General features: G+C 70.0%; 13 protein-coding genes and 3 pseudogenes. 6 read left to right on the top strand and 10 right to left on the bottom strand.

The genetic code is table 11. The annotated features are described in order from the left end of the window. Positions 1 to 161: 161 nt before the first annotated feature. Positions 162 to 1,025 carry a recombinase family protein gene (locus ACZ3TI_RS40100; protein WP_465735410.1) on the bottom strand — a complete coding sequence of 288 codons (864 nt, stop codon included), beginning with the start codon at positions 1,023 to 1,025 and terminating at the stop codon, positions 162 to 164. Further along, a pseudogene (locus tag ACZ3TI_RS40095) lies at positions 1,026 to 1,142 on the bottom strand (zinc finger domain-containing protein); the annotation flags it as partial. A gap of 306 nt (positions 1,143 to 1,448) precedes the next feature. On the opposite strand from ACZ3TI_RS40095, the gene ACZ3TI_RS40090 reads away from it, so the two are divergent. From ACZ3TI_RS40090 to ACZ3TI_RS40080, 3 genes are read left to right on the top strand one after another with little or no spacing between them, the layout of a single operon-like run. Continuing rightward, entirely contained in the window at positions 1,449 to 1,838 is a 390-nt protein-coding gene (locus ACZ3TI_RS40090) for a GntR family transcriptional regulator (protein ID WP_465735408.1), read from the top strand. Then, positions 1,835 to 2,731 carry an ABC transporter ATP-binding protein gene (locus ACZ3TI_RS40085; RefSeq protein ID WP_465735406.1) on the top strand — a complete coding sequence of 299 codons (897 nt, stop codon included), beginning with the start codon at positions 1,835 to 1,837 and terminating at the stop codon, positions 2,729 to 2,731. Before ACZ3TI_RS40090 ends, ACZ3TI_RS40085 begins: the two co-directional genes overlap by 4 nt. After that, positions 2,728 to 3,726, top strand: a complete 999-nt coding sequence (locus ACZ3TI_RS40080) for an ABC transporter permease (RefSeq protein WP_465735404.1) — start codon at positions 2,728 to 2,730, stop codon at positions 3,724 to 3,726. The genes ACZ3TI_RS40085 and ACZ3TI_RS40080 overlap by 4 nt, the downstream gene beginning before the upstream one ends. A 435-nt stretch (positions 3,727 to 4,161) precedes the next feature. Here ACZ3TI_RS40080 and ACZ3TI_RS40075 read toward each other — a convergent pair whose 3' ends face one another. Further along, on the bottom strand, positions 4,162 to 4,308 hold the full coding sequence (locus ACZ3TI_RS40075) for a hypothetical protein (RefSeq protein ID WP_465735402.1): 147 nt from the start codon (positions 4,306 to 4,308) through the stop codon (positions 4,162 to 4,164). Between the two features lie 174 nt (positions 4,309 to 4,482). On the opposite strand from ACZ3TI_RS40075, the gene ACZ3TI_RS40070 reads away from it, so the two are divergent. Beyond that, positions 4,483 to 4,836, top strand: coding sequence for a hypothetical protein (locus ACZ3TI_RS40070; protein ID WP_465735400.1), 354 nt, complete (start codon positions 4,483 to 4,485; stop codon positions 4,834 to 4,836). A gap of 432 nt (positions 4,837 to 5,268) precedes the next feature. Here ACZ3TI_RS40070 and ACZ3TI_RS40065 read toward each other — a convergent pair whose 3' ends face one another. From ACZ3TI_RS40065 to ACZ3TI_RS40055, 3 genes and pseudogenes are all read right to left on the bottom strand, one after another. After that, a complete protein-coding gene (locus ACZ3TI_RS40065) occupies positions 5,269 to 5,592 on the bottom strand; it encodes a hypothetical protein (protein WP_465735398.1) in 324 nt (107 codons plus the stop codon). Between the two features lie 1,082 nt (positions 5,593 to 6,674). Continuing rightward, on the bottom strand, positions 6,675 to 7,883 hold the full coding sequence (locus ACZ3TI_RS40060; RefSeq protein ID WP_465735396.1) for a hypothetical protein: 1,209 nt from the start codon (positions 7,881 to 7,883) through the stop codon (positions 6,675 to 6,677). Between the two features lie 37 nt (positions 7,884 to 7,920). Further along, positions 7,921 to 8,265: pseudogene (locus ACZ3TI_RS40055) on the bottom strand (serine protease family protein); the annotation flags it as partial. A gap of 322 nt (positions 8,266 to 8,587) precedes the next feature. On the opposite strand from ACZ3TI_RS40055, the gene ACZ3TI_RS40050 reads away from it, so the two are divergent. Next, positions 8,588 to 9,046 (top strand): MucR family transcriptional regulator, encoded by a 459-nt coding sequence (locus tag ACZ3TI_RS40050; protein WP_465735394.1) that lies wholly within the window; start codon positions 8,588 to 8,590, stop codon positions 9,044 to 9,046. A gap of 161 nt (positions 9,047 to 9,207) precedes the next feature. Here the strand turns inward: ACZ3TI_RS40050 and ACZ3TI_RS40045 are convergent, their stop codons facing one another. From ACZ3TI_RS40045 to ACZ3TI_RS40035, 3 genes and pseudogenes are all read right to left on the bottom strand, one after another. Further along, positions 9,208 to 9,810 (bottom strand): Imm21 family immunity protein, encoded by a 603-nt coding sequence (locus ACZ3TI_RS40045; protein ID WP_465735392.1) that lies wholly within the window; start codon positions 9,808 to 9,810, stop codon positions 9,208 to 9,210. Between the two features lie 90 nt (positions 9,811 to 9,900). After that, positions 9,901 to 10,410: pseudogene (locus ACZ3TI_RS40040) on the bottom strand (transposase); the annotation flags it as partial. Positions 10,411 to 10,661: 251 nt separating this feature from the next. Next, on the bottom strand, positions 10,662 to 11,267 hold the full coding sequence (locus tag ACZ3TI_RS40035) for a peptidoglycan-binding domain-containing protein (RefSeq protein ID WP_465735390.1): 606 nt from the start codon (positions 11,265 to 11,267) through the stop codon (positions 10,662 to 10,664). A 64-nt stretch (positions 11,268 to 11,331) separates the two neighbouring features. On the opposite strand from ACZ3TI_RS40035, the gene ACZ3TI_RS40030 reads away from it, so the two are divergent. Then, on the top strand, positions 11,332 to 11,712 hold the full coding sequence (locus ACZ3TI_RS40030; RefSeq protein WP_465735388.1) for a hypothetical protein: 381 nt from the start codon (positions 11,332 to 11,334) through the stop codon (positions 11,710 to 11,712). A gap of 132 nt (positions 11,713 to 11,844) precedes the next feature. On the opposite strand, the gene ACZ3TI_RS40025 is transcribed toward ACZ3TI_RS40030, so the two are convergent. Continuing rightward, positions 11,845 to 12,000 carry a hypothetical protein gene (locus tag ACZ3TI_RS40025; RefSeq protein WP_465735386.1) on the bottom strand — a complete coding sequence of 52 codons (156 nt, stop codon included), beginning with the start codon at positions 11,998 to 12,000 and terminating at the stop codon, positions 11,845 to 11,847. Between the last annotated feature and the right edge of the window lie 107 nt (positions 12,001 to 12,107).

The raw sequence follows: 12,107 nt of genomic DNA, 5'->3' as shown, positions 1-12,107 counted from the left end.
TCGCCTGAACCCGAAGGCCGATCCCACGAAAACCAGACAGTCCATCCTCGGGTTCCGGCTGAGAACCCTTCAGTTTCCATGAACCCGCGGACCTCTCGGGGTCCAGCCAAGGTGCGTGCAAAAGGGGCCATGACGTGATCTTGGAGTGGTGACACGCCAGTTCACGGGCGCTCTTGGGCCTGTAGTCGGTCGCGCTGTTCGCGGGTGACAGGCTGGAGCACGCGGGCCGGGCGAGGGTGGGGGATCTCTTCGGTTTGGAGGGCGGCGAAGTCGGCGTGGGCCTGGGCGACGGCTTCGGGGTATGTCTGGCGCTTCTCGTGTTCGGCGAGCGCCCGGTAGATGCTGGCCAGGCCCGGGTTCTGGCCCTTGCGCTTGCCGGTGGGGATGATCAGGTCCGGGCGGATCTGCTCGACGGACTCGCCGTTTGCCCGGCGGCGGAGCACGGTGTGCAGCATGTCGTCGGTGATGACCGGCGGCCGGCCGCCGTGCTTGCCTTTGCGGGCGGCGGCGTCGAGTCCTTCGAGCGTGGCTTCGCGGATACTCTCCCGCTCGGTCTCAGCTATGGCGGCGAAGAAGCCGAAGAGCATGCGCCCTGGGCCGGAGGGGTCGTAGATGCCGGGCAGCGGGCCAGCGAGCATCTCCAGGACCAGGCCGTGAGCGGTGAGGTGGTCGGCCAGCGCGGTGAGCTCAGCGGCGTCGCGTCCAAGCCACTTCATCTCGTAGACGGTGAACAGCACGCGGCAGTGCGGGGCGTGGGCCTTGATCTCGCGGGCCAGGGCGAGAGCTGCCTCGAATTGGGGGCGGACGCGGATGCGGCTGCTGATCTTCTCAGAGAAGATCTTGTCGCGGGGGATGCCGTGCGCGCTGAGCGCGTCCAGCTGTGACTGCAGTTCCTGGGTGAGGTGCGAGCACCGCGCGTACCCGATGCGGATGTCCGCACTCGGGGTGTCCGCTGCGGGGGCGGCGGGCGGTGGGTTGCCGGGCCGCCAGGGCTGGCCGGGGCTGCGGCCGGCCGGGGTCGGCACCCGCAGCAGCTTGGCGAGCCGGGGGACCTTCTTGAAGCGGCCGGTGTGGTAGATCCCGGCCACGGCGCCGGAGCGGGATCGGCAGGGCGAGCCGGGCTGGGCCAGGCAGCGCGGGCAGGCGTGGCGGTGTTCTGAGGGGCCGTCACGCTCGGAATCCTCTCACAAATAATTCCCAGAACAGAGGTCTGGCGCCGATCGCGTGAGAACGAGTTCCGAGAACGGATCGGGCGGCGGGGCCGCCCCCGGCGACCCTTTTCGATCTTCCTCTCGGAAAGGGTCGTTTGCGGGAGTAGCTGGACGTGGCGGAGGCGGCTCTCCGCCGCATGGCGCCCGTGCACCCACCAGGGCTCTCGATCATGCCGCTTGACAGGCCCTCAGTTCGTCAGTTCTATAGTGCTAGGAAGCTAGATAAATGAGGTTACGGTGATCGAGTTTCACATCGAGGCCCGGTCCGGTGTCGCGCCTTACATGCAGTTGGTCCACCAGGTACGCCAGGCCCTGCGGCTGGGTCTGCTGTCCGAAGGGGATCGGCTGCCGAAGGTCAAGGACGTCGCGGCCAAGGTCGCGATCAACCCCAACACCGTGCTCAAGGCTTACCGGCAACTGGAGAACGAGGGCCTGGTCTCCCCCAAGCCCGGGGTCGGCACATTCGTCACCGGCACGCTCGGCGACACGCCGCGATCCGAACACGAGCCGCTGCGTCAGGAGCTGCAGCGATGGCTCGCCAAGGCCCGTGGCGCCGGACTGGACGAGGAGAGCATCGAAGCCCTGTTCCTCAACACCTTTCGCAGCCCCACCGAAGAGGAGAAATGACCGCGATCATCGAAGCAAGAGGGCTTGGCAAACGCTATGGCCGACGTCAGGCGCTGTCCGACTGCACGCTGAGCGTGCCGGCCGGGCGAGTCGTCGGGCTGGTCGGCCCGAACGGCGCGGGCAAGTCGACCCTGCTGCAGCTGGCCTGCGGCATGCTCACCCCGACCTCCGGCAGCATCGAAGTCCTCGGCGAACGCCCCGCGTCCACCACCGCGCAGTTGACCAGGATCGGCTTCGTAGCCCAGGACACACCCACCTACGCCGCCCTGTCGATCGCAGACCATCTGCGCCTGGGCGCCAAGCTCAACCCCCGCTGGGACGCCGCTCTGGCCGAGCGCCGGATCCAGCAGCTGGGCCTGGACCCCGCGCAGCGGGCCGGCCGGCTCTCCGGCGGGCAGCGGGCTCAACTGGCGCTGACGCTCGCCGTAGCCAAGCACCCGGACCTGTTGCTGCTCGACGAGCCCGTCGCGGCGCTTGACCCCCTGGCCCGGCGCGGGTTCCTGCAGAGCCTGATGGAGTTCGTGGCCGAGACCGAGGCGACCGTCGTGCTCTCCTCGCACCTCGTCTCGGATCTGGAGCGGGTCTGTGACCACCTGATCGTCCTGGCCGCCTCCCGGGTCCAGGCCGTCGGCGAGATCGACGACCTGCTGGCCACCCACTTCCGGCTCACCACAGCCCGCCGCGAGGCCGACTCGCTGCCCGCGGGCATGCAGGTCGTCCAGGCCGACCACACCGACCGGCAGAGCACCTTCGTCGTGCGCGCCGACGCGGCTGTCGACGATCCGTCCTGGGTGATGGAGCCGCTCGCCCTGGAGGACCTCGTCCTGTCCTACATGACCCGGGCCGGCGCCGCCGGCGCCGACCACCGACCCGTGCTGGAGACACAGCGATGACCTGGCTGACCTGGCGCCAATTCCGTACCCAGTTGCTGGTGGCCGTGGCCGCCCTGTCCGCTGTCACGGCATACCTGCTGATCAGCGGCTTCCAACTGCACGACGCCTACAACACTGCCCTGGCCGGCTGCCCGAACGGCGGCTGCTCGCCGGTGTCCCAGCTGACCACCCAGTACCGCTTCCCGTACTACCTCGGCACCGGCCTGGTACTCCTGGTACCGGGCCTGATCGGGGCCTTCTGGGGCGCGCCGCTGATCGCCCGCGAGCTGGAGACAGGCACGCACCGGCTGATCTGGAACCAGAGCATCACCCGCACCCGCTGGCTCGCGGTCAAGCTCCTGTTCATCGGCCTGGCCGCCGCGGTCACCACCGGACTGCTCAGCCTGCTGGTGTCCTGGTTCGCGAGCCCGCTCGACCGGATCAACAACAACCGCTTTACCCCGCTGCTCTTTAGCGCCCGAGGCGTCGTCCCGCTCAGCTACGCCGCTTTCGCGGTGGCCCTCGGAACGTGTGTCGGCCTGCTGATCCGGCGCAGCGTGCCCGCGATGGCGGCCACGCTGGCGGTCTTCGCCGCCGTCCAGATCCTTGTGCCGCTGGCGGTTCGGCCGCACCTGGAGTCGCCCGTCCGCGGGGACGTGGCGCTCACCTCCGAGGCGATGAAGTCCGCGTCGCTCATCGGGTTCACGAACCGAACACCCGCTGCCCCGTTCGTGGCGGATCTGAACGTACCCGGCGCCTGGGTCCTTTCCAGGGCCGAACCGGTCAGGACCTCGTCCGGTCAAGCGCTCACCATGGCGACCCAGCCCTGTGCGACGGTCTCGGACGCGGCCGCTCACGACGCCTGCCTTGCCAACGCCGACCTGCACGTTACGGTCTCCTACCAGCCCGCCGACCGTTACTGGGCTTTCCAGTGGTCCGAGACAGCGATCTTCCTTGCGCTCACCGCCGGCCTGGTTGGCTTCAGCGCCTGGTGGCTGCGCGGCAGGCTCGCCTGACCCGGGTGGGGCAGTGACACGAGCAGAACACCGCGTGGGGCGGCCGAAGCCATCGCAACTGGCTTCGGCCGCCCCACCACCATACGAGCCCGCATCGACCCGAAGTGAGGTTCCCCCGAGGAGGCACGGCGCACTTCGTCCAGCGCCCGCGACCGGAAGGTGAACCGGGCACCGTCATCGAGGTGCTCGGCGTGATCGGACAACGCGAACAGCCGGTCCAGGGCCGCCCTGGAGGTGCCCCACTCGTGCCGCACCTCGGTCATCGCGAAGTGCAACGAGGCGAGCGCCTCGAACTCGGCCCCGCTCAGGACCGCCAGCTGCTCCCTGCTGGGAAACCGCACGGCCTACCCCTCCCCGTCGATCAACATCCCGCGGCCGCCCACGCTACCCGCGCCGGCCGACTCTGCTCAGCGGCAGGGGGACGGCTCCGAGCGCTCAGTCGGCAGGGGTGATGTTGACCGAGTCGCACCAGTAGCAGTTCCACTGCAAGGGCAGCTCGTAGCGGATGGTGAGGAACCCTTTCGGCTCGCCGTAAACGGCGTTCGTCTCCCCGCAGTACCAGCAGTCGTACTCGAAGTCCATCGACACCCCCCTGTGTCCAGGATCGCGACTCCCAGGGCGTGAGGCCCCCACGACGCAAGTGTCCGCCCAACGTCCGGTCAACGTCATGGTGGCGGGCTGCCGCTGACACAAGGATGGTGTCGAGCCGGCCCGTCAGCCGGTTGCCACAACGGTCCGACACGAGGAGAAAAGCAGATGGCTCGTCGCAAGATCACACGAACCGGTGCCGTGGCGCTGGCGGCCGCGACCCTCATCGGCGGCAGCGTCCTGGCGGCCTCGCCAGCCAGCGCGATCGGAAGCGTGCAGTGCCCGGGCGGCGGCGCGGAGGCGTACGGCATCGAGCTCTGGATACACGACAACAGCGGCTACTGGCAGCTCTGCTACGCGGGGAGCGTCGGCACGACGTACCCCGGGGTCGCCGGTGTGTACTCGGTGACCTCGCAGTGGAACAACGGCATCATCACGGCGAACGGTACCGACTACAACCTCTACGCGGGCGGCAGCCTGAGCCTCAACAACGCCTACGTCTCCCGGGTCTCGATCGTCTGACGTCCAGCCGGGTGGCGGGCGCCGCTAGGGCGCCCGCCACCCCTCTCCCGGGAGGGAAGCAGTCCGATGCCACCGCGGCTCCGCATCTCGCACGCCACCGCCGTCCTCCTGGTGGGGAGCATCTCCGCCTACTCCTCGGGACTCGGTTCGAATTCCGCGGCACGGTGGCGCCGTGCCGGGCTTCCTCCGGGCTGAGCGTGACGTCGGTGTTGAGGTCCTTGCCGCGCCGGGGCACGTGGCGGCCGTAGTAGCGCTCGCCGATCTCGTTGAGGGTGGTATGGGCGTCTTGGGGCGGTCGTTGGGGTTCTTGTCGAGCAGGCGGGCGACCGGGTCCCCGAACCAGACCCTGCCGTCAGTCCTCCAGCGCCAGTTGCGAAGACACCGAATGGCCCCCGCGCACCGCCGATGCCGAGTGGAAGCGTGCGGCCGGGTCTACGGCCGGGGCCGACGGTTGCGCACTGCCGTGAAAGTCTCGGGGTGGTAGATCCCCTTGATCCCGTACGGCAGAAGGCTCGGGTCGAAATCCACCGCCCGGCTGGCTAGCACCCGGAGCTCGGCCGGGGCGCTCCGGTGCCATTTCGGCCCGTAGGTGTCGGCGAGGTGCACGCGCAGCAGCTGGCGCGCCGCCTCCCAGTCCCGGGCCTCGTCGAAGGTCAGGTCGTGGTCGAGCATCCAGACGGACATGCGGCGCATCATGAGGGGCGCCATCAGGAACTGCCCGAGGGTGGGCAGCGGGTGCTTCGAACGTTTGCGCATCAATTCGCCTATGCTGCAAGGTACTTACGAGGCTATACACGCCCCAGTGAGGCACGCAGATGGTGGAGCACTTCGAAGACCGGGCTGCCAGCGTCCAGGTCCTGCTCGCTCACGTACGTCCCCCTCGCTGCTGACCGCTGCGGCCCGGGCCGGGGCCGGCAAACGGGTCGTCGCGGCCACCCTGCCGCCCACCGCCGAGGGTCCAGCCGTGGGCGGCGACCAGGGCGAGGAAGACGTTGGCGACGGGCACCGGCTCGCGGGGCCGCGCCGGGGCGAGGTTTGCACGCAACCACCGTCGCCGAGCTCTACCGCGAGTCAGGCTCATCTGGTGTGCCAGAGGACCGTGAAGAAGAAGAAGAGGGCTACGAGAAACACGAAGGCCGGCAGCACGCGCCTCATGCCGTGAGCGTCGAGGCCCAAGTAGTCGCGGATGGCAACCGGCACCGTGCGCTTGGGGGCGCAGGTGGGGTACGCGCGCGGTGGTGCGGCCGCGATCGGATCCTGAGGAAGGGGTTTTGGGACGGCCTGGGGACGGTAGGCCGCTCCCGACCCGGTCGGCGGCGATACTGGCGGCGGGAGTGGTAGTTCAAGGGGAAAGCTGTCGGGAAGCTGCAGGGGTGCGGTGACCACGGGGCGGGGGGCGGGAGGCCCGCAGGCTCTGCGGGGGACGGTCCGGGCTCCTGCGACCAGGTGCCAACGGCCGTCTCGGCTTGGGCGGGCACGGTCGCATCGTGTCGCTGCTGCGCATCGACCAGGGCAGTGCGCCAGATGTCGCGCGTCGCTTCAGGCAGCTTTCCCAGGAGGTCCTGGGCCTCGGCGTACAGCGCGTTCGGGTTGGCGGCCACCGCTTGGGCGGCTGCAACGGCCAGGGCGGGATGGCCGACGAAGCCGCGGCCCACGATGGCCAGGCAGTGGCGGCGCTGGGACGGCGACAGAAGCGGGCTGGACAGGGTCCGGGCGAGGAACGTCCCGCTCTCAGGCTCGCCGCCGCTGTTCGCCTCCACGTCGTTGACGAGTTTGGCGGTCAGCGCGTCGGGGCCGATCCCGCCCCAGTAGGCGTGCCCCGTTGGCGGGTACACGGCTTAAAGGAACCGGCGCTGGGCCCGCACCATGTCCGATGTCAATGGCGGTGCGGTGGGAACGTCGCCGTAGTGGGCGGCCCATGCCGCGCGGATCGCAGCGTCGGCTTCCTTCTGATCTGCTGCGCTGGCAAGGCGCTGCACGGCGATCAGTGCCTTTCGGTATTCCGGGTCGAGGGGCTGCGGGAACAGCGCGGCCGAGGCCCGGTCCCAGTACCTCTCCTCGTGGTACAGCAGAACTTCATGCGGGTCGAGGTCGCCGTCGATCGGCTTGTCGACCAGAACGCTGGCAAGGCTTTCGATCTGCAGCGACAGGACGGTGGCCGGATCGTCCTCGGTTTGGCCCTCGTGCGGGGGCGCATGGTCGGCGACCCGGTCGAGGAACTCCTCGGCGTCCCAGTCGTGGGGTACCCCTGACCATTGCAGGGCGGCAATGCGCCGGGTGAACGAGATCCGCGCACGCTCGCGCAGTTCCTGCGCGTCCACCTGGCGCAGCAGGTTGTCCGGGGCGAGTACTATCTCGGTGCCGCTGACCATCGCGGGGTGCCGGGCCCGCAGCTTGGGCCACCACTCGTGGGTGGAGCGAGCGACCAGGAGGACGCGAATACGGTGTGCCGGGGCACGGTGGTTCACCAGGGCTTCCAGCAGCGCCCTGACCTGGCCAAGGTGGTACTCGGCGTAGTCGACGATGATCAGGGCAGGACGGATCAGGTGGCGCAGCATCTGGTAGGTCTGGTCGGGGGCGGTCTTCGGGTCGAGGAATCCTGCTGACCACGCGAAGTTCGTGGCGTCGGGGGTCGACTCGGCTTGCGGCCTGCGATCGGCCAGGCGCCTGGCCAGTTCTACGGCCAGGCGTGTCTTGCCGACTCCTCCGGAGCCGCGTACGACGGCGACGTCGACAGCCTGCGGGCTGTGGCACCAGGCGCGCAGGAGTTGCAGTTCCGTGTCCAGGCCGGTGAACTCGACGGTCTCGGAGCGTGCGGCCAGGAGGTAGGAAGCGGCGGCGACGGGCTGAGGGGCACTGTCGAAGAGGGTGTGGAGGTCGGCGGGTTCCCAGTTGCGGGCGCGTGCCGGACGCTCGTTCCACGATGTCGCAGAACTCGCGGTCGTCCAGGAGGCGACGAACGGGGACAGCCTCCAGGCGGGCGGCCCGCCCGGGCAGGGCCTGCTGCACCGTGGCGATGAGCAGGTCCTCGTGAAACACCCCGGCACCGGACATTCCGGCCCACGGAGAGGTGCCGGATGCGGATTCACCGGACGGGACCACGCTGTCGGCTTGGAGGCTGTAGAAGTTGCCGCCCGTGTCGACCGCGTTGATGTGCCCTTCCACGGCCTCGGGTTCGCGCCGGTCACCATCGCGCTTGGCCGCGTCGGGAAGACCGACGGCGACGCAGCGCGCCTGCCGCGACGGGCTGATGCACACGAGTTCGCCCCACCGAACCGGAGCGAATTCGCGCGGAAGGTCAGCCGGCCGAAACCGCAGCAGCGCGACGTCGTCCAAGTGCCAGGCCACCTCGGCCGCCGCGCGCCCGCGTCCGCCGATGAGTCTGACCGTGCAGCGCTCAAACGCCTGGCCGGACCCTGCGGGCTTCACGACGTGAAGTGCTGTCAGGACCAGGCCCGGCGCGACCACGCACCCGGCGCCTTCGAAGCCAAACTGGTTCACAGGACGCCGGGACGCCGAGGACAGGCAGCCTTCTTTCAGTGGAAGCAGGCCCTAAGCGACCATCAACGCCGCGCTGCGGAAGCCTAGTCGCAAAGGAGACCAACCGCCTGGCCCTCGCGCGTGCCATCGCCGTCGCCGAGGTCGCCGCCTTCGCTGGCAACCAGTCGGAGGCTGGCCGCCTCCTCGACCTCGACCAGTCCACTGTCAACAAGCTGGTGAAGAAGGCGAACGCGGCTCCGAAGGGGGACGCGTGACCGGCGTCCAGCCGGAAGAGGACGGCCGGCTGGAGTGCCTGGAGTGCGGGAGCTGGCATCGGCTGCTGGCCCCGCACCTAGCCTCCGCCCACCGCATGACCAGCGCCGAGTACCGCGAAACCCACCAACTGCCCCGCAAACTTGGCCTGCGCGGCCGGGACCTGGCCGAGTGCGCCCGCGAACAGGGCCGCAACCGCTACGCCACCCGCCCGGACATCCGCGCGGCGATGGCCGAGGGCCGACCGGGCGGAACCCCCACCACCGCCATCCACAGCAGCCAGGAGACCGCCCGGCGCCCCCTTGTCCGCGAAGCCCGCCGCCGGGGCGGCCAGGGCAAGCGCGCCGCCGCCCGGCGCCGCATGGACGAGGCCGCCCAGGCGCTCGGCCACACCGACATCGCCGCCTATTTCAACGCCCGGCAAGGGATCACCTCTCGGCGATGGCCCGTGAACTAGGAATCCCCCGCCCCACCGTCTCCAACAGGCGGCACCGATTCGCAGCTGCGCCCCTGCATCCGGCCGCCCGTGACTCACGTGCCTGACAAACCCCCAGACACCTCACGGTGCCAAGACGTCAAGCCTGGGCGCGCGGGAGGCTCGGTGTTCGAATGCCCGGGTCAAGGGTTGCTATCGAGTGTGGCTTCCGGAAGGAGTTGGACCACGCCGACCCAGGCGCCGTCGCCGGCCCACTTGTGGAACGCGCGGACTCTCCAGCGTCCTGCGGTCACTGGGACCGGGGCTTCGTCCGGCTGACCTCTGCCGTCCGGGTAGGGCACGCCGAGGTCCTTGCTGGCCTCGGCCGAGTCCATGAGGACTGCGGGGCCGTCGGTCTCCCAGACGCCGCACTCCTCCCACGGGGTCGCCGGGTCGTTCAGTACGACCTCGGCGGCCGCGAGCAGCTCGATGTCGGAGTCGGCTGCGAGCCACCTCATGAAGGCCCGGTGTTCGGGCAGGTAGCAGGTGTCATCGGGCGTGTCGCCCAGCACGAGAGCGGTGGCGGACTCGGTGCCGCGCAGGCTGATTACCCCGGCGTAGTCTGCGACCGCGCAGGCCCGGTCGTAGTCGTCCGGCTGGTCGGTGTCGCCGAAGATCACGCCGTCCTGGGTGCAGCCGCTCCAGTTGTGCAGTGCGGGCGCCGGGACGACGATCAGCGGACCGCCCATGGACCCGACCCAGGCCAGTTCGAGTCCAGTGCGGGCGGTGTTCGAGGTATCGCTCATGCGCGCAGTGTGCCGCTGCCCTGTGACAGACAGGGAAGCCGGGGCCGTTCACTCCGCTGGGTGAGGTCGGGCACCGGCTCGCCCAACGGTCTATGCCACAGCCGCAACGGGCTCCTGTGCGGCCGGAAAGGCGATGTGTTCGTCGAACAGGCGGCGGTTCTTGAGGCAGTGGTAGAGCTGGCCGAGCATGCGGTTGAACAGGTTGCGCTGGGCGGCGGCGTGCCAGTCGCCGGCGTCGTCGCGGCGTCGTCGGTAGTGGGCCATGGCTCCGGGCGAGTTGGTCAGCGCGGCGAAGGCCCACGGGTAGCCGGCGTGGTTGAGCCGGTCGTTCTTCACCCACCGACGGGTGATGCTCGACTTCTTGCCGCAGGCGCGGGTGACGGGTGAGGCGCCGGCGTATGCCTTCAGGCCGCGGGCGTCGGCGAAGTGGCTGCGGTCGTCTCCGATCTCGGCCAGCACCCGGGCGCCGAGCTGGTCGCCGAGGCCCGGGAAGCTGAGGATGATCTCAGCGTCCGGGTGCTGAGGGAACGCCTCCTCCACCGCCTGGGCGAGGTCGTCAGCTGCGGTGCAGGCGGCCGTGAGCTGGCCGAGCAGGGCCAGCTCCGCCTCCACCGGCAGCTGCGCCCAGTCGACCCGGCCAACGAAGCTCCGCCGACAGCGCCGCCAGGCCCCGGGCGAACCGGTCGGCACGCGCGACCTTGGGCTTGGCCGCGACCTCTGCCCGCGCGGTGGCCAGCTCCGGGTCCTCCTTGATGCCGAGTGCCGCCAGCAGGTTCCGTCCAGCGGGTCTCGGCGCTCCCAGCGCCCTGTTCCGTCGTCCGTTGCCGTCGCGCCGTTCGGTGATGTCGGTGTCATGGCGGCGGTGGGCCTTGGGCGCTGCGAGGGGAGGCCGGTCGCGTTCGGGGGGTTACGTGGTGCGGCAGGTGGGGGGGAGGGGTGGTGAGGGCCTGCCAGGTGGCGGGGCCGATCTTGCCGTCGATGGTGATGCGGGCGCAGGTCTGGAGTTGGCGGACGGCTTGGTCGGTGGCGGTTCCGACGTCCGCGTCGAGGGCGAGGTGCTGGCCGAGGGCGGTGTTGAGGAGGCATTGGGCCTGGCGGACGGCGGGGCCGGTGCTGCCGCGGGTCAGGATGGCGGTGCGGTCGGTGCTATAGGTACAGGGAGAGGGCGATGGCGTTGTGGCAGCCGGAGCCGGAGGACTCGGCGCTTTGGTGGTGCCTGCTGGTCTGGTGGCCTTGGCCGTGGAGGTCGAAGAAGGGACTGCGGGCCGTTTACGGCTCGGGCTGGGAGCGGTTTGAGAAGGGGACCCGGCCGGGCTCACGAGCGCGGCACTCCTCCTCACAGCCGGTATCGCGACCGCATGCACCAGCCAGGACACCCAGCCCCACGGCGGAGACGGGCCCTGGGCACTGGACGGCCTCGTCGCCACATCCGCCGGCGCGGCGATCCAGCGCAGCATCGACGCCCCGGCCTCCAAGGGGACCGCCAAGATCCTGGGCATCGCCGGAGTCGCGGACACCGACGTGATCCTCTCGGTGAAGGACAGCGTGTGCCAGGTGACGCTCCTTCCGGCCTCACTGACCGAGCCGACCGCGACAGCTCCGACCGTCGGGGCGTCGCGGCCTGCCGGCCACGGCTCCTCGGACAACCATCAGGAATTCCCCGGAATAGTGCTCGACGGGAAATACACTGTGGCGTCCTCCCGGCTGCAGCCCTTTCAGTTCGCGACCATCGGCTGTTCCGAAAAGGCAATGGCAGTCCAAATAGAAGGGGTGGGCGAAGCGGTTCCGGTGAAAAAGTCCGGTGATTCGCTGCAGGTCTGGCGAGAAGGCCAGAACGCTGTGATCGCCGTCGGCCTCCCCGAGGCCATCCACGGCCAAGCCCCGCAACAGAGCACTTCCTGACCACAGGGTGAGGGTGCCCGCCACAGGCGGGCACCCTCACGTCGTTCCCGGCGCCGGTCAGGTTTTCGGAACAGGACCAGGCGGCGCGCGCTCGACGGCCTCAAGGCCGGCTCGCGGGTCTCCACTGACCCTTCAGGGCGCCGGGGGCAGAGCCGCCGGGTCAGGGCAGGCGGCCCGGCCGGCCGTCACGGTGGCGTCCATCGTGGCGGCCAGGGCGGGCAGCTCGCGCTGCGGTTCGCCGAGCACCGTGCGGGGCATCGCCGCGGCCAGCGCGCAGACCGCGGCCAACGCGATCCGCTAGCCCATCGTCGCGACCACCCTTCAGCTGCTGGCCGAGCACGGGCCGCTCGGGCCGGTGTGGTGGTGCTACGGCCGCTCGGGCTGGCACTCCCTCA

Source organism: Kitasatospora sp. NPDC023120, assembly GCF_055560835.1.
The sequence above is the reverse complement of the archived record's forward strand: the minus strand, read 5'-3'. Positions and strand labels throughout refer to the sequence as shown.